Raw genomic sequence first — 15,714 nt, 5'->3', positions numbered from 1 at the left:
CGCGCCCCTCGTGGCCGGCGGTGTCCCGGCGAGCGTGCAGGCGCTGCTGCCGCGGGACTGCGCGGTCGCCGGGCTGGCGCCGGTCGACTGGTCCACAGTGGTCGGTGCGGCGTTGCCGGGGTTCTTCGTGCCGACTCGGCAGCCGGACGCCTGGGCCGGGACGGCGGCGCCGCGGGCGGTCGCCGACGGGCTGGCCGCGTGGGTGACGGCGCTGCTGGCGCGGTTGTGGCCGGGCGGCGCCGAGGCGTGGGAGCTCACGGTCGAGTGTCGCGGCTGGTATGAGGCGGCCTACGTCGACCTGGTCGTCCTCGCGGGCGGCCGGGTCTGGCTGCCGCACCTCGGGGTCAGCGACTGACGTCGAGCCGGAACCACGACCGCAGAAGGGCGTGCTCGGTGTGGCGGTCGACGAGCGAGCGCCAGACCCGCCACGCAGGGCCGCCGGTGGCCTCCTTCAGCGGCGCCGACGGGGTGTCGTCGGCCCACCAGAGCTCGATCGGGACCGCCGCGCGCACCTCGTCGGCGAACTCGTCACGCAGCCGCGGGTCGTCGTACATCAGCAGCAGCCCCAACGTGAGGAACGGCCGCGACACGGGCTCGTCGCGCCAGCAGCCCGGGGTGTGGATGCGGCACCAGGCGAGGAAGCGCGCGGCCTGCGCGGTCGCCTCGGGGCCGAGGTCCAGCGCCGACTCGACCAGCGAGCTGAGGTGGGCGGCCTCACCGGTGCGGGTGAGTATCGTGCAGGCGAACAGCCGCGCGACGTGGGCGCGCCAGCCGGCGGAGCCGGGCACCGGGTGGCGGTCGGCGATGGGGGTGGAGGCGCACAGCGAGAGCACCTCGCCCGGCTCCCACTCCAGTTCGTCGGGCAGGCGCCGGGCGACCAGCAGCTCCTCGATCGCGCGCCGGTGCCCGTCGACCCGCATGCCGTAGTCGAGGGCGGCGATCTCGCGGATGATGGACGTGTTGAGGCGGGTCCGCACCCAGTCCCGCAGCGCCAGCTCCGACGGTCGCAGGTCCATCAGGTCACCAGGCCGGTCAGCACCTCACGCATGTAGAGCAGCGCGGTGCGGTCGTCGATGCGCGCCGCGGCGTCGACCGTCAGCTCGGACGCCATCGGCACGAGGGTGCGGGCGGCCATCGCGCCGAAGTCGTTCGCCGAGGCGAGGTACCCGTACATGCGGGAGGCCTCCGCGAGCAGCCCGAGGGCCGCGGTCATGTTGACGAACTCGATGCACACGACGCTCGCGGCGACGACGTTCGCGGTGTCGATGAGCTCGTCCACATAGGACAGCAGGAGCCGCAGCGCCCGCTGCCGCTCCCCGCGCCGGAACGCCGACCGGGCCTCGGCGGTGGCGTTCGCCGACAGCGTGCCGGGCGGGACGTCGACGCGTGCGGCCTCGTCGAAGTAGCGGGACGAGTCGTCGGAGCGGCCCTGGAACGCGGCCGAGTAGGCCAGGGTCTGCAGCGCCCAGTGCAGGAGGGTCGGCGGGCCGGCGCCGCGGTACCGGTCGGCGAGCGCACCGACGGCCGCGTCCACCTCCGCGAAGCGGCCGATGCCGAGCAGCGGCCCCGCCGACGTCATGCTCAGGAACGCGGCCAGGAACGGCTCGTCCTGCCGGTGCAGCGCGCCGACCGCGTCCGGCAGGCACTCCCGCAGCCCCGGGCCGTCGCCGGTGGCGTAGGCGGACGCCCAGCGGCACAGCGGCAGGTCCGGTGCGGCGTACCGGTCCGCGAGGCGCCGGTAGGCGTCCGGGTCGGCCTGCTGCGTGTGCCGTTCGGCGGCCCAGAGCAGCCAGAACGCGCGCAGGTCACCGTCGTGCGCCGTGGTGAGGTCCAGGATGTGCTCGGCCCAGTCGCCGAGCTCCTGCCGGCCGCGCAGCGGCAGCTCCGTGACGAGCGGGCGGACCAGCGCGTCGGCGAGGGCGACGTCCGCGGTCGTGCGGGCCCGGACGACCGCGGAGCGCAGGTCCGGCCAGAGCTCGGCGAGCCGGGCGACGCCCAGCGCCTCGTCCGGGCCGGTGAGCAGGCGGTGGACGGCGCCGACCGCGCCCACGCACCACTGGGCGTGCCGCGCGGCGACCACGTCGGCGTGCCCGCGCTCGCGCAGCCGCTCGGCCGCGAACTGCCGCATGGTCTCCAGCAGCCGGAAGCGCCTGCCGTCCGGGCCGAACGCGACCGTGAGCATCGACCGGCCGACGAGGTCCGCGAGCACGTCGTCGACGTCGGCAACGTCGGCGACGTCGGTCACGGCGACCGCGGCCGGCAGGTCGAACCCGCCGGCGAAGACCGACAGCTGCTGGAACAGGACCTGCTCGGCGGGGGTGAGCAGGTCGAACGACCACTGGACGGCGGCGCGCAGGGTGCGGTGGCGCGGGGTGCCGGTGCGGCGGGCGCCGGTGGCGCGCAGATGGTCGTCGAGGCGGGCGACGAGATCCGGCGGGCGGCGGCTGACGGTGCGGGCGGCGGCCAGCTCGATGGCGAGGGGGATGCCGTCGAGCCGGTGGCACAGCTCCGCGACGGCGGCCGGGTGGGCCTGCGGGTCGTAGGTGCGGTCGGCGGCCGTGGCCCGGGCGTGGAACAGCGACACGGCGGCGTGCGGTGCGAGGGGGCCGACGGCGAGGACCCGCTCACCGGACAGGCCGAGCCGCTCCCGCGACGTGGCGAGGACCCGCGCGGCGGGGCAGCCGGCGGCGACGGCCTGGGCGAGGGCGGCGGCGCCGTCGAGGACGTGTTCGCAGTTGTCGAGGACCAGCAGCGCGGGACCGGTGCGCAGGGCCGTGACGATCGACTGGGTGAGGGTCTGCCCCGGGCGGTGCGGAAGGTTCATCGTGTCGGCGGCGGCCTGCGGTACATCCGACGGCGAAACGATCCCGGCCAGCTCGACGAACCAGTGGTCGCCCCCGGACGCGCCCGCCGCCGCCAGGGCGAGCTGGGTCTTGCCGATCCCGCCGGGCCCCACCAGCGTCACGACCGGCGCCGCGGCGATGGCGTCGAGGGTCGCCGCCAGGTCCTGGTCGCGCCCGAACAGCGCGGTCGAGGACGCGGCGCCGCGGAGCCGCTCGTCGTGGGCGAGGATCTGCGCCTCGGCGGCGCGCAGTTCGGGGCCGGGCTCGACGCCGAGCTCGGTGACGAGGTGATGACGGGCGCGCCGGTACGCGGCGAGCGCGTCCGCCTGGCGCCCCGCCCGGAACAGCGCCGTCATCAGCACCGCCCACGCGCGCTCCCGCAGCGGGTGCTGCTCGACGAACTCGGTGAGCGCGGGCACGACACCACGCGGGTCCGCCGCCGCGCGGCGCTCCAGGTCGGCCTCGACGGCCGCCGCCCACTGCTCGGTCAGCCCGGCCACCGCGCCGGCGAGCCCGGGCGCGTCCAGCCCGGCGAGCGGCGAACCACCCCAGTGGGTGAGCGCGGCGCCGGGGTCGCCGTCGCCGACGTGCCGCCGGAAGCGGGCGACGTCGATGGCGTCGGGCGGCACGTCCAGCCGGTACGCGTCGCCGACCCGCGTGATCGCCGGCCCGCCGAGCCCCTTGCGCAGCTGCGCGACGTGCCACTGCAGGGTCTTGTGCGCGGTGCGGGGCGGGTCGTCGCCCCACACGAGGTCCACCAGGCGCGACCGGGGCAGCGGCGTGCCGGGGGAGAGGGCGAGCGCGGCCAGGAGCGTCTGGGTCTTCGCGGAGCCGATGTCGACAGGCTCGCCGTCGTCGGTGGTGACGCGCACCCCACCGAGCAGACCGATCCGCACCACAGCGCTGCTCCCACGGGCCGACGACGTGCGGCGAGCTTGCCACGCGCCGCGAACCGGCGGCAACCCCGTTCCCCAACCGGACGCACACCCGCTCTACACCGGCGGCCGCGAGCATGGGCGCACCGACGAGACAGGAGCGAACGACATGCATCGAACGGCGGCACGGGTGACCGGCGCCCTCTTCATCACCGCGACGGTCGCGGGGGTGATCAGCGCGGCGCTGCTCGGGGGTGGCACCGGCGGCGGCGCGCACCGGCAGTCGGCCGGCGCGCTCGCCGTGCTGGTGATGGCCGGAGCGATCGCGATGATCCCGGCGGCGCTGTTCCCGGTGCTCAAGGTGTACAGCGAAAGCTCCGCGGTCGGTTACGTGGTGGCGCGGACGGTCGAGGTGGTGCTGCTGCTGCCGGCCGCGTTCGGGCCGCTGATCCTGGTCGCGGCAGGTGACGGCGGCCTCGACCCGGCCGTGCGGTCGGTGCTGGACACGCAGGACACGTGGGGCTACGCGCCGGCCGCGCTGTTCTTCTGCCTCAGCGCGCTGCTGCTCAACGTCGTGCTCTTCCGGTCACGGCTCGTCCCCCGCTGGCTCCCGGGCTGGGCGCTGGCCGGGGTGGCGCTGTACGTGACCGACGCCGGCCTGGTGATGTTCGGGGGCCTCACCACCGCGTCACCCGCGCACGCGGCGCTGGTGGTCCCGCTCGCGGTGAACGAGATGGTCCTGGCGGTCTGGCTGCTCGTGAAGGGCTTCCGGACACCGACGGGCTGACCCACGGCTCGGCTGCTTCGAGCGCGGCCGGCGGTCACCGCAGGTCCTTGCGGAACACGACCTCGTGCCGGGTGTAGCCCATGCGCCGCTCGTAGAACGGCATCGACGTCGGGTTGTCCACGCCGGTCTCCAGCATGATCGCCGCCGCGCCGCGCTCGACCGCCCACCGCTCGACCTCGGCCATCAGCGCGGACCCGACCCCGCCGCGGCGGGCGCCGCCGGCCACCGTCAGCGCGTCGACGTGGACCCGCCGGTGGGCGAGGTCGCGCTGCAGCTGCCAGTGCGCGGTCGGCAGCGGCTCCTCGACCCGCGCGACCGCCGCCCCCACGATGTCCCCGTCCTGCTCGGCGACCAGCATCAGCACCGTCGGGTCGTCCGCATACCGCGCGTGCAGCTCCTCGTGCCACTCCACGAGCCCGTCGGTCTGCGGCTCCTGCGCGGTGGCCGGGTCGAGGCCGGCGAAGAACGCGCCGCTCTCCTGCCACAGCCGTGCCCGCCCGGGGCCGTCGCCCGCCTGTACCTGTCGTACCACCATCGCCATCCGCCCATCGTCATCGACCCGGGCCCCGGTGTCGCTGTTTTTGCCGGGAAACCCTAGGGGTGGGCGCGGTCCTTCAGCCCCGCCGGGCGGCGGGCGCGGGCTCCGGCTGCCGGGACGCGGCGGGGGTGTGCGCGGGTCAGCTGAACGAGTGGCGGTAGGTCTGCGGGCTGACGCCGGTGGTGCGTTTGAAGCGCTCGCGGAACGCGGTCGGTGAGCCGAAGCCGACCTCGGCGCCGATGCGTTCGACGGAGTGGCGGGTGGTCTCCAGGAGGTGCTGGGCCCGGCGGACGCGGGCGCGGTGCAGCCACTGCAGCGGGGTCAGGCCGGTCTGGTCGCGGAAGCGGCGGATCAGGGTGCGGGTGCTCATCCCGGCCTGCGCGGCGATGTCGGCGAGGGTCAGGTCGCGCCGCAGGTGCTGCTGGAGCCAGGTGAGGAGCGGCTCGAGCTCGGCGCCCTGCGGGGTCGGCGGGTGGTCGTGGGCGATGAACTGCGCCTGGCCGCCCTCGCGTTCGAGCGGCACCACCGACAGCCGCGCGGCGGCGGCGGCGACCGCGGACCCGTAGTCGCGGCGGATCATGTGCAGGCACAGGTCCAGGCCCGCCGCCGCGCCGGCGGAGGTGAGGATCTGTCCATTGTCGACATACAGCACGCCGGGGTCGACGTCCACCGACGGGTGCGCGGCCGCGAGGCTGCCGGCGGCGATCCAGTGGGTGGTGGCCCGCAGCCCGTCGAGCAGGCCGGCGGCGGCGAGCACGAAGCTGCCCGCGCAGATCGAGGCGATCCGGGTGCCGTTCGCCGCCGCGGTACGCAAGGCGGCCCGGACCGGCGGGGTCAGCGCGGCGGCCGGGTCGGCGGTGCCGGGCACGACGACCGTGTGCGCCTCGGCCAGGGTGTCGAGGCCCCACGGCGCGGTCAGGGTGAACGCGCCCGCGTCGACGTGCGGGCGCTCGGCGCAGACCCGGACCTCGTAGCCGGGGCTCCCGCCGGGCAGGCACGTGCGGGTGAACACCTCGATCGGGGTGGCCAGGTCGAACGGGATCACCCCGTCGAAGGCGAGCACGGCGACGATGTGCATGGCCGGCACGGTACCGCACGGGTTGGCGAAATCCCGTCGGAAGTGGTCACGAATGCCACTGGGGCCGCCGCCACCTGGTCCTTAGCGTGAGTCGCATGCATGCGCAGATAGTCCTGTTCGACGGCTTCGACCCGTTGGACGTCATCGCACCGTACGAGGTGCTGCACGCGGGCGCCGTCGCCGCCGGCGGGGCCCTGACCGTGGCGCTCGTCTCCGCCGAAGGCCCCAGGGAGGTGGTGAGCGGCACCGGCGGCCTGGCGCTGCGGGCGACCGCGGCCCTCGACCCGTCGCGTCCGGGGCTGGTCGTCGTGCCCGGCGCCGCCGGCCGCGTCGGCGACCCCGAGGACGAGCCGACCGACGACTCGATCCCGGTCCTGCTGGGCCGGACCCTGACCACCGACCTGCCGGGGCTGCTCAAGGCGGCGATGGACGAGCCGGCCGTGACGGTCGCCTCGGTGTGCGGCGGATCCCTGGTCCTCGCCATGGCGGGCCTGCTGGAGGGCCGCCATGCCACCACCCATCACCTCGGCCTGGACCTGCTCGACGCCACCGGCGTGCGCGCCGTCCACGCGCGGGTCGTCGACGACGGTGACTTCGTCAGCGGCGCCGGCGTCACCTCCGGGCTCGACCTCGCCCTGTACCTCCTGGAGCGCGAGCTCGGTCCGCGGATCGCGCACGCCGTCGAGGAACTGTTCGCCTACGAACGGCGCGGCACCGTCTGGCGCGACGCCGGCCCGCAGCCCGCCGGGGCGTGGTGAACCATGACGGCCGAAGGCACCTGGGACCTGACCATCGCCACGCCCATCGGCAGGATCAACGCCACGGCGGTGATCCGCCGCGACGGTGCCGCCCTGACCGGTGTCGCCGCCGGTGAAGGAGAGGAGGTCCTCCTCACCGACGTCACCCTCGACGGCGACCGGCTCACCTGGAAACAGGCCGTCACCCGGCCCCTGCGGCTCAACCTGGTCTTCGACGTGACCATCGACGGCGACACCCTGGCGGGCACCGCCAAGGCCGGCCGCCTCCCGGGGTCGAAGGTCACCGGCCGCCGGCGGTGACCTCCTTGACCTCGGCGTAGAGGGCGGGCAGCAGCCGGGCGGCGGTGCCGCGCAGGTTGACGTCGCAGATGTCGTCCAGCGGCGTCTCGTCCGGGTTGACCTGGATGACGGTCGCCCCGGAGCGGGTGGCGACCACGGGCAGCTCGGCCGCCGGGTACACCACGCCGGACGTGCCGATGCTCAACAGCACGTCGCAGGAGGACGCCGCCTCGACGGCCGCCGTGAAGGCCGCCCTGGGCAGCGCCTCGCCGAACCACACGACGCCGGGCCGCACCAGCGCGCCGCACGCCGTGCACCGCGGCGGCGGGACGGGGCCGAGGTCGTCGGGGACGTCGTCGTCGCCGGACGGCGCGTCGAACGGGTGACCGGCGACGCAGCGGGGCGCGAAGAGGCTGCCGTGCAGGTGGACCGGGTCCTTGGAGCCGGCCCGCTCGTGCAGGTCGTCGACGTTCTGCGTGACGACGACGGTGCCGGGCACCAGCGCCTGGAGGGCGGCGGCGGCCACGTGCCCGGCGTTGGGCTCGGCCTTGCGGACGGCGGCGCGGCGCCATTCGTACCAGCCCCAGACGAGCGCGGGGTCGGCCTCGAACGCCTCGGGGGTGGCCAGCTCATACGCGTCGAACCGGGACCACAGGCCGGTCAGGGCGTCGCGGAACGTCGGCACGCCGCTCTCCGCGGAGATCCCGGCGCCGGTGAACACGACGACCCGGCCGGCGGTCGCGATGCGGTCCGCGACGCCGTCGGGCAGGACACGCTGCATGCGCCACATCCTGCCATGGACGCCCGTCGAGCCGGGCGCGAGGCCTGGCGGGTCAGGCGAGCGTGGGTGGTGGCGCCGGGAGCGGGTGGGCGCCTTGCGGGCGGAGACCGTCGAACAGGATGCCCAGGTATCGGCGCCACAGGTCCGGCGACGCGTCCGGCACGTAGCCGGCGACGTAGTTCGGGGCGCACATCAGCAGGATGACGTCGGCGCCGGTCACGTCGGGGCGCACCGCCCCGGCGTCGCGGGCCCGGTCGACGAGGTCGTGGATCACGCGGTACATCCGCTCGCGGGCGCCGGTCACCGCGGGGTCGACGTCGCCGGCGCCGTGCAGGAACGACAGGTCGCGCTGCTGGCGCTGGTGGGCGGCGGCGGTCATGAACGCCAGCAGCGCCACGCCCGGATCGGCCTCGCCGAGCAGGCGATCGCCGGCCGCGGTCAGCTCGTCCACCCGGTCGAGCACGATCGCGGCGATCAGGTCGTCCTTCGTCGGGAAATGGCGGAACACCGTGCCCTTGCCGACGCCGGCGCGGCGGGCGATGTCGGCCACCGACGCGTCCATGCCCCGCTCCGCGAACTCGTCGGCGGCGGCCGCCAGCAGCGCCGACCGGTTGCGCGCGGCGTCGGCGCGCTGCGGGCGGCTCGAGGTCATGGTGGCCATCGTACAAGTTGACCGTGCGGTCCGTTTATGACTAGTGTTTCCACTAGAAGCGGACCAGGCGGTCCGGTTATGGATTTCCGGAGGACCTCATGCGCGCAGTGATCGCCGGTGACTACGGACCACCCGAGGGGTACACGGTCGGCGAGCTGCCGGTCCCGCGGCCCGGACCGGGCCGGCTGCTGGTCCGCGTCGCCGCCGCCTCGATCAACCCGGGCGACGTCGTCATCCCCAGCGGGCAGTTCCGCGACACGACGCCCCCTGACGTTCCCGCACGTGCCGGGCAACGACTTCGCCGGCACGGTCGCCGAAACCGGACCGGGCGTGACCGGCTACGCCGAGGGCGACGAGATCTTCGGCTACGCCGCACCCCGGGCGCTGCGCCCGATGCTCGGCCCGCGCCCGTCGATGAGCACCGGCTCCCTCGCCGAATACACGGTCGTCGAGGCGGACACGCCGTTCGTCGCGCACCGCCCCGCCGGCCTGACGGCCGAGCACGCCGCGGCGCTCGCCACCACCGGCCTGACCGCGCGGGCGCTGATGGCCACCGCCGGCGTCCGCCCCGGCGAGCGGGTCCTGGTCGTCGGCGCGACCGGCGGCGTCGGCACGACCCTCGTCCCGCTGCTCGCCGCGGCGGGCGCCGAGGTCGTGGCCACCGCGACCGACGAGGACGCCGGCCTGCTGCGCGACCTCGGCGCCGCGGAGACGATCGGATACGCCGAGCCCGGCTACCCGTCAGGCGTCGACGCCGCGTTCAACCTCACCCTGCCGGGCGACGCGCTGACGAGCGTCGCGGCCGCGGTCCGGCCCGGCGGGCGGCTGCTCACCATCACGTTTCCGGTGCCGCGGCAGGACTGGACCGGCCGCGACGACGTCGAGCTCAGGTTCGTCCTCGACATGGAAGGCGTCCACGGCGGCATGCGCGAGGTCGCGGACGCCGGCCTCCGGGCGACGATCGGGCGCCGCTACACCCTCGCCGAGGGCGCGCAGGCCTGCGTCGACTTCGCCCGCCGGCACACCATCGGCAAGCTGGTCGTCGTCGTGTGACCCGTCAGGTCTTCGGCCCGGCCGCCACCCACGACAGGCCCCAGTTGTAGGCGAGGTCGACGGCCTGGTTCCGGAACTGGCCGGGCGCCGGGATGATGTACCTCGACTCGCGCCGCACGACCAGCTCGCCGTTGACGTTCTCGATGAGGAACAGCACGCCGGCCCGCGCCATGACGGTGCACTCGTCGAGGCGCATCTCGATCGGGGCCCCGTGCTGCGGATACAGGGTGGCGACCGCGTCGAGGCCGGCGAACGAGTCGGCACCGTCGTAGATGCTGGCGTAGACGAGGATCCGGCGGAACTTGTCGGTGTGGTCGAGGTTGATGGTGAGGTTCTCGCCCGCCTCGTTGGCGCCGGTACGGTCGTCGCCGTCGAGCATGATGTACGGCGCGTCGTTCAGCTGACCGAACTGGTTGTCGAGCGGGTGGACGATGCCCTTCCGGCCGTCCATGAGCTCCCACAGGCAGCACAGGTCGAGGTCCAGGTCGGGCAGGTGCGCGGTCCTCTGCTTGCCGAAGAGGCCGCGCTTGCCGAGGGAACGCATGCTCCAGTTGAGGTTGACCCGCAGCGACCCGGACCGGCCGCCCTGCTTGGCGAGCGACACCGTCGGCGCCTGCTTGGTGAGCGTGACCTTGGACAGTCGCACCGGCGCGGCAGGAGCCGGCGGCCCGACCGGGGGTGGCGGCGCCATGGGCAGGTTCGAGATGGGCGGCGGGTATTCAGTCGGCGGCGCGACGGGTGCCGGCGGCGCGACGGGCGGCGCCGGGGGAGCGGGCGGGGGCGGGGGCGGGGCGACGGGCGGGGGCACCGTCGCGGGCAGCCCGATCTGCTGCGGCTGCCCGTCGGGCCCGGTCACGGTCACCGAGGGCCACCCCTGCGTGGCGGGCGCCGGCGCGGCGGGCGCTGGTGTCGGCGTCGGCGTGGGCGCGTCGTCGACCGAGATGCCGAAGTCGCGGGCCAGTCCCGCCAGCCCGGAGGCGTACCCCTGCCCGACCGCCCGGAACTTCCACTGCCCGGCCCGCCGGTACAACTCGCCGAAGATGAACGCCGTCTCGGTCGTGGCGCCGGGGCTGTCGAAGCGAGCGACCTCCGCACCGCTCGTCGCGTCCAGGAGCCGGATGTGCAGGCCCGGCACCTTCCCGAACGTGCCACCGTCGGCGGAGGCGGCCAGCACGATCCGCTCGATCGACGGCTCCACCCGGCCCAGATCGACGAGCACCGTGTCGGTGACCTGGGTCCCCGCGGTCGCCTTCCCCTCGTGCCGGACCGCGCCGGCCGGGTGCGACGGCTGGTTGTAGAACACGAAGTCGTTGTCGTCGCGGACCTTGCCACCGCCGGTCAGCAGCAGCGCGGAGCCGTCCGCGTCGGGCACGCCCGGCCCGCTCTGCCACCCCAGCACGGCCCGGACCACCGGCGCCTGCACCGGCATGTTGGCGCCCTTGAGCATCGACATAGACCCGTCCTCTCCCCGTCAGACCCTCACAATACGACGGGCCGCGAGGGGGTGGAGAAGGCGGCGGGGCGGAGGAGGCGGAAGGGTGGCACTGGGGTCGGGCCGGGGAGGTAGATGCGCGCCGGAGTGGGCAGTGCTCTGGCATGGTGGACATGAAGCTCGAAATCGTCGTGCTGCCGGTCTCGGACGTCGACCGGGCCAAAAGGTTCTACCTCGGGATCGGCTGCCGGGAGGACGCCGACTTCACCGGTGCCGACGAGTTCCGGGTCGTGCAGGTCACCCCGCCCGGGTCGGCCACGTCGATCATCTTCGGTGACCGGGTCACCGACGCGGAGCCCGGCTCGGTGCGCGGGGTGCACCTGGTCGTCGACGACGTCGTCGCGGCGCAGAAGGAGCTGGCGACCCGCGGGGTGGACGTGAGCGAGGTGTTCCACGACGCCGGCGGCGTCTTCCATCACGGCGGCACGGAGGCGCGGGTGCCCGGACCTGATCCGCGGCGGCAGTCGTACGCGTCGTTCGCGTCGTTCACCGACCCGGACGGCAACGAGTTCGTGCTGCAGGAGATCACCCGCCGCCTGCCGGGCCGCGTCGACCACGCGAACTTCGGCTCGGTGGCGGAGCTGGAGCACGCGCTGCGCGAGGCGGCCGCGGCGCACGGCCGGCACGAGCAGGAGCTGGGCCGCGCCGACGAGAACTGGCCCGCCTGGTACGCCACGTACATGGCGGAGGCCGCCGGCCTCAGGAGCTGAGCGGCCGTCAGGGCCGGACCAGCGCCGCGGCGAGCTCGCGCCGGGACGTGATGCCGAGCTTGCCGAACACCTTCCGCAGGTGCCACTCGACGGTGCGGGGGCTGAGGAACAGCGCGGCGCCGATCTCCGGGTTGGTCCGGCCCGCGACCGCGAGGCGGGCGATCTGCGCCTCCTGCGCGGTGAGCTCGTCGGACGGGCCCTCCGACCGCTTGCGGACGGTCTCACCCGTCGCGGCGAGCTCCCGGGCCGCCCGCTCGGCGAACGCGTGCAGGCCCATGCCGGCGAACGCGTCGTGCGCGGCGTGCAGCGCGGTCCGGGCGTCGGCGCGGCGGCCCTCGCGCCGCAGCCATTCGCCGTGCAGCAGGCGGGCGCGGGCCGTGAGCAGGCCCAGCCCGGCGGCCTCGAACCGGGCGGCGGCCTCGCGGAAGCGGCCGTCGGCGGGTTCGGTCAGCGCGTCGGCGAGCGCGAGGGCGCCGAGGCTCCAGTCCGTGCCGGTCGCGGCGGCGTGCGTGGCCAGCAGGTCCCGGGCGTCCGCGGCGACGGCCGGCTCGTTCGCGTGTACCGCGGCCTCGACGACCTCGGACAGCACCAGCGCCCGCATGCCCAGCGCCGGGTGCGCCGCCGCGCCCTGGAGCGTGCCGAGCGCGGCGGGGGTGGCGGTGAGCGTGGTGAGGGCGGCGAGCGACGCGTGCCCGCAGCCGACGTCGGCGTGCCGGGCGGCGCCGGTGGCCGCCGCGAGCCCCCCGCACTCGGCGAGCAGGTCCGCCGCCTCGCCGGACCGGCCCATGAGCAGCAGCGTCCCGGCGTGCAGCGTCAGCGCGACGGGCAGCACGGACAGCGCCCCGGCCGCACGCGCGGCGCCGGCCGCCGCGCCGCTGAGCCGGTGCGCGGTCGCGACGTCGGACACCTCCAGCGCGGCCGGCACCGCCAGCCACAGCAGGTCGAGGTCGCGGGCCGGGTCGATCGCGTCGAGGGCCCGCCGCAGCGTCGGCACGGCGGCGGCGGGTCCGTCCAGGGCCCACGTCGCGAGTCCGGTGAGCAGCGCTCCCGGCGCGTCGTCCGCCGCCGGCACGGCCAGCGCCGCCTCGGCCGTCCGCCGTAGCTCGTCGCCGGCGGGGTCGGCCACGCCGAGCGCGGACAGGTAGGTCTCCCGGGCGGCCGCCGGGTCGAGTGCCTCGAGGCGCCGGGCGGCGGCGAGCAGCGCCGGGCCGGCGGCCGGGCCGGGGTCGAGCGCGAGGGTCGCCTGGGCCCGCAGCCGCTCCGCGAGCGCCTGCTGGAGCGGGTCGAGCGGGCCGAGCCCCGCCGCGGCGAGGAGGTCCGGGACGCGGTCGGCGGCGCCGGCGGCGAGCCGGGCCCGCGCGGCGGCGAGCAGCAGCGCCGAGCGGTGTTTCGGGTCGGTGGTCAGCTCGGCGGCGCGCTCCAGGAACGCGGCCGCCGCGGCCCGCCCGCCGCGGGCGAGGGCCCGGTCCGCGGACCGCTCCAGCTCCAGGGCGACGTCCTCGTCGGGGCCGGTCGCGGCGTGCGCGCGGTGCCAGGCGTGCCGGTCGGGGTCGAGGCCGGGGTCGGTGCCGGCGGCGAGGGCGGCGTGCACGTCGCGGAGCGTCGCCGGGCCGGCGGCGCGCCAGGCGGCGGATCGGACGAGCGGATGGCGGAACCGTACCAGCGCACCGAACTCGACCAGGCCGGCCTGTTCCGCGGCGGCGGCCGCGTCCATGCCGACGCCGAGCCGTCCGGCGGCGCGCCACAGCAGGGCCGGGTCGCCGACCGGCTCGACGGCCGCGGCGGCCAGCAGGGTGCGGGTGTCGGCGGGCAGGGCGGCGACGCGCCGCTGGAAGTCCTCCTCGACCTGCCCGGCGACGGGCGCGCCGCCCGGTCCGCCGAAGCCGAAGGCGAGCTCCGCCGCGGTCCGCTCCCGGGGCAGCTCCAGCAGCGCCAGGGGGTTGCCGCGGGTCTCGGCGACGATGCGGTCCCGCACGCGGTCGTCGACTGGGCCCGGCAGTACCGAATCCAGCAACGCCCGCGCGTCGGCCTCCGGCAGCCCGTCGACGCGCAGCTCGGGCAGATCCGCCAGGATCCGGTCGCCGCCGGGCGTGCGGGCGGCGAAGACCAGCGCCACCGACTCCGCGTCGAGCCGCCGGGCCACGAACGTGAGGATGACCTCGGACATCCGGTCGAGCCACTGCGCGTCGTCGACCACGCACACCAGGGGCCGCTCCGCGGCGGCCTCGGCGAGCAGGCCGAGGACGGCGAGCCCGACGAGCAGCGCCTCCGGCGGGTCGCCGGCGGTGAGCCCGAACGCGGTGCCGAGCGCGCGCCGCTGCGGCTCGGGCAGCGCGTCGAGGTGGCCGAGCAGCGGGGCGAGGAGCTGCTGGAGCGCCGAGTAGGCGATCTCGGTCTCCGGTTCGACCCCGGCGGCCCTGGCGACCGTCACCGCGGTGGCGTCGCCGGCGACCTGGTCGAGCAGCGTGGTCTTCCCGGCGCCGGCCTCGCCGCGCAGGACGAGGACCCGGCTGTGGCCGGCGCGCACGTCACGGATCAGCCGGTCGAGTGCCTCCCGCTCGTGGCGCCGGCCTCGCAGCTCGGGCCGGGTGATCTTCGTTCGCACCTACCCATTGTGCCGTGCGCCGGCGCTCAGGCGGCCTGTGAGCTCCGCCGCGCCGGCGCCGCTGAGCTGCGGCAGGGCGGTCAGGCGGCCGCAGGCGAGCAGGAGCAGCGCCGCCATCGGGGCGCGGACCTCGGGGCCTTCGCCGTGCGCCCAGGCGGTGTCGGTGGCGGCGAGCCGGAAGCCGGCGAGCCGCTTCGCCGACGGCAGCGGCGGGGGCAGCCTCATGGTCAGCGTGCGGGTGGTCGCGACGGCCGCGGCCTCCGCCGGGGTGTGCAGGTCGCGGCCGAGCGGGACGGCGATGTCCTGGCCGTGCACGAGGATGTCGGTGAGCGTCTCCAGGTGGGTGACGCCGAAGTTGTGTCTGCGGGCGTCGGGTGTACCGCGGACCCCGGCGACGATCTGCCCGGTGCTGAGCGCGGCGGCGCGCCGGCACGCGGCGTGCTGGATCGTCCGGTCCAGGCTGCCGCGCCAGCGCAGCAGCATGCCGAGCGCGCCGCCGAACCCGACCTCCTGCAGGGTCAGGTGCGCGGCGACGTCACGCACGGTCCAGCCCTCGCACAGCGACGGCCGGTGCCACTCCTCGTCGGACAGGGTCTCCAGCAGCGCCGCGACGGCGCCGCGCTGGGCGTGGATGACTGGCCAGATCTGGTCGCGGTTCATGGCGCCGGTACCTCCGCTGCGCGGGGACGGATGACGGTGGTGACGAGGGCGGTGAGCTGCTCGACCGGATCGAACGCCGGGTCCGGCATGGCGAGCTGGTGCAGGACGAGCCCCGTCCAGTGGTTCATGATCAGCGGTGCGTCGTGCGGCGGGTCGGTGGAGCCGGCGGTCCGCAGCCAGTTCATGAACCAGGCGTTGACGCGGGCGCCGCCGGCGGCGAGGGTGGCGCGCAGCTCCGGCTGGTTGGCGGCCTCGACGAGGATCGCGTAGCGGGCGAGGGTGAGGGTGCGCTGCGGGCCGGTCGCCTGCTGCGCGAACGCGCTGAGGGCCCGGGCGAGCTCGTGCGGCGTGGTGGGCGCCAGCCGGGTCGCGAGGTCCTCCCAGTTGGCGCGCTCGCGGGTGACGAAGCGCTCGACGACCGCGTCCAGCAGCGCGCCGCGGGTGCGGAAGTGGTTGGAGGTCGAGCCGGGCGGCAGCCCCGCGGTGGCGTCGACGGTGCGGTGGGTCAGCGCGTGGATGCCGCGCTCACCCAGGACCGTGATCGCGGCGTCGAGCAGGTCGTCCCGGCGGTTCGCCATGCACTGATACTACGATGGTAGTTCC

The 15,714-nt window shown here is 75.8% G+C and carries 16 protein-coding genes; 6 read left to right on the top strand and 10 right to left on the bottom strand.

Annotation, left to right across the window (positions count from 1 at the left end):
* Nucleotides 1-10 precede the first annotated feature (10 nt).
* On the top strand, nt 11-355 hold the full coding sequence (locus tag ACQEVZ_RS03945) for a hypothetical protein (RefSeq protein ID WP_433361410.1): 345 nt from the start codon (nt 11-13) through the stop codon (nt 353-355).
* Here the strand turns inward: ACQEVZ_RS03945 and ACQEVZ_RS03940 are convergent.
* A complete protein-coding gene (locus ACQEVZ_RS03940; RefSeq protein WP_433361407.1) occupies nt 345-1,016 on the bottom strand; it encodes a hypothetical protein in 672 nt (223 codons plus the stop codon). The two genes, ACQEVZ_RS03945 and ACQEVZ_RS03940, sit on opposite strands and share 11 nt — an antisense overlap.
* Nucleotides 1,016-3,742 carry a BTAD domain-containing putative transcriptional regulator gene (locus ACQEVZ_RS03935; protein ID WP_433361404.1) on the bottom strand — a complete coding sequence of 909 codons (2,727 nt, stop codon included), beginning with the start codon at nt 3,740-3,742 and terminating at the stop codon, nt 1,016-1,018. Before ACQEVZ_RS03935 ends, ACQEVZ_RS03940 begins: the two co-directional genes overlap by 1 nt.
* A gap of 145 nt (nt 3,743-3,887) precedes the next feature.
* Between ACQEVZ_RS03935 and ACQEVZ_RS03930 the strand changes: the two genes are divergently transcribed.
* Complete coding sequence (locus ACQEVZ_RS03930) at nt 3,888-4,505, top strand: DUF4386 domain-containing protein (protein WP_354896082.1); 618 nt, start codon at nt 3,888-3,890, stop codon at nt 4,503-4,505.
* Between the two features lie 34 nt (nt 4,506-4,539).
* On the opposite strand, the gene ACQEVZ_RS03925 is transcribed toward ACQEVZ_RS03930, so the two are convergent.
* Nucleotides 4,540-5,046 carry a GNAT family N-acetyltransferase gene (locus ACQEVZ_RS03925; protein WP_344505663.1) on the bottom strand — a complete coding sequence of 169 codons (507 nt, stop codon included), beginning with the start codon at nt 5,044-5,046 and terminating at the stop codon, nt 4,540-4,542.
* A 136-nt stretch (nt 5,047-5,182) separates the two neighbouring features.
* A complete protein-coding gene (locus tag ACQEVZ_RS03920) occupies nt 5,183-6,121 on the bottom strand; it encodes a GlxA family transcriptional regulator (protein WP_354896079.1) in 939 nt (312 codons plus the stop codon).
* Nucleotides 6,122-6,216: 95 nt separating this feature from the next.
* Here ACQEVZ_RS03920 and ACQEVZ_RS03915 point away from each other — a divergent pair, with 95 nt between their 5' ends.
* Both ACQEVZ_RS03915 and ACQEVZ_RS03910 read left to right on the top strand, forming a co-directional pair.
* Nucleotides 6,217-6,879 carry a DJ-1/PfpI family protein gene (locus ACQEVZ_RS03915; RefSeq protein ID WP_344505661.1) on the top strand — a complete coding sequence of 221 codons (663 nt, stop codon included), beginning with the start codon at nt 6,217-6,219 and terminating at the stop codon, nt 6,877-6,879.
* A gap of 3 nt (nt 6,880-6,882) precedes the next feature.
* A complete protein-coding gene (locus tag ACQEVZ_RS03910; protein ID WP_433361399.1) occupies nt 6,883-7,179 on the top strand; it encodes a hypothetical protein in 297 nt (98 codons plus the stop codon).
* Here ACQEVZ_RS03910 and ACQEVZ_RS03905 read toward each other — a convergent pair.
* On the bottom strand, nt 7,160-7,939 hold the full coding sequence (locus tag ACQEVZ_RS03905; RefSeq protein WP_433361396.1) for an SIR2 family NAD-dependent protein deacylase: 780 nt from the start codon (nt 7,937-7,939) through the stop codon (nt 7,160-7,162). The two genes, ACQEVZ_RS03910 and ACQEVZ_RS03905, sit on opposite strands and share 20 nt — an antisense overlap.
* A gap of 52 nt (nt 7,940-7,991) precedes the next feature.
* Nucleotides 7,992-8,591 carry a TetR/AcrR family transcriptional regulator gene (locus ACQEVZ_RS03900; protein ID WP_433361393.1) on the bottom strand — a complete coding sequence of 200 codons (600 nt, stop codon included), beginning with the start codon at nt 8,589-8,591 and terminating at the stop codon, nt 7,992-7,994.
* A 282-nt stretch (nt 8,592-8,873) separates the two neighbouring features.
* Between ACQEVZ_RS03900 and ACQEVZ_RS03895 the strand changes: the two genes are divergently transcribed.
* Nucleotides 8,874-9,644 (top strand): NADP-dependent oxidoreductase, encoded by a 771-nt coding sequence (locus ACQEVZ_RS03895; RefSeq protein WP_433361390.1) that lies wholly within the window; start codon nt 8,874-8,876, stop codon nt 9,642-9,644.
* A gap of 4 nt (nt 9,645-9,648) precedes the next feature.
* Here ACQEVZ_RS03895 and ACQEVZ_RS03890 read toward each other — a convergent pair whose 3' ends face one another.
* On the bottom strand, nt 9,649-11,097 hold the full coding sequence (locus ACQEVZ_RS03890; protein WP_433361387.1) for a TerD family protein: 1,449 nt from the start codon (nt 11,095-11,097) through the stop codon (nt 9,649-9,651).
* 152 nt (nt 11,098-11,249) lie between these two features.
* On the opposite strand from ACQEVZ_RS03890, the gene ACQEVZ_RS03885 reads away from it, so the two are divergent.
* On the top strand, nt 11,250-11,846 hold the full coding sequence (locus ACQEVZ_RS03885; protein ID WP_433361384.1) for a VOC family protein: 597 nt from the start codon (nt 11,250-11,252) through the stop codon (nt 11,844-11,846).
* 7 nt (nt 11,847-11,853) lie between these two features.
* Here the strand turns inward: ACQEVZ_RS03885 and ACQEVZ_RS03880 are convergent, their stop codons facing one another.
* The 3 genes from ACQEVZ_RS03880 to ACQEVZ_RS03870 are packed head-to-tail and all read right to left on the bottom strand — an operon-like array spanning nt 11,854 to nt 15,689.
* On the bottom strand, nt 11,854-14,451 hold the full coding sequence (locus ACQEVZ_RS03880; protein WP_433361381.1) for an AAA family ATPase: 2,598 nt from the start codon (nt 14,449-14,451) through the stop codon (nt 11,854-11,856).
* Complete coding sequence (locus tag ACQEVZ_RS03875; protein WP_433361378.1) at nt 14,452-15,111, bottom strand: maleylpyruvate isomerase family mycothiol-dependent enzyme; 660 nt, start codon at nt 15,109-15,111, stop codon at nt 14,452-14,454.
* Entirely contained in the window at nt 15,108-15,689 is a 582-nt protein-coding gene (locus tag ACQEVZ_RS03870) for a TetR/AcrR family transcriptional regulator (protein WP_433361375.1), read from the bottom strand. The genes ACQEVZ_RS03875 and ACQEVZ_RS03870 overlap by 4 nt, the downstream gene beginning before the upstream one ends.
* Nucleotides 15,690-15,714: the final 25 nt, after the last annotated feature.

It is taken from the genome of Dactylosporangium sp. CA-152071 (assembly GCF_050936335.1).
Taxonomy (GTDB): domain Bacteria; phylum Actinomycetota; class Actinomycetes; order Mycobacteriales; family Micromonosporaceae; genus Dactylosporangium; species Dactylosporangium maewongense.
This window is presented reverse-complemented; position numbering and strand designations above follow the sequence as displayed.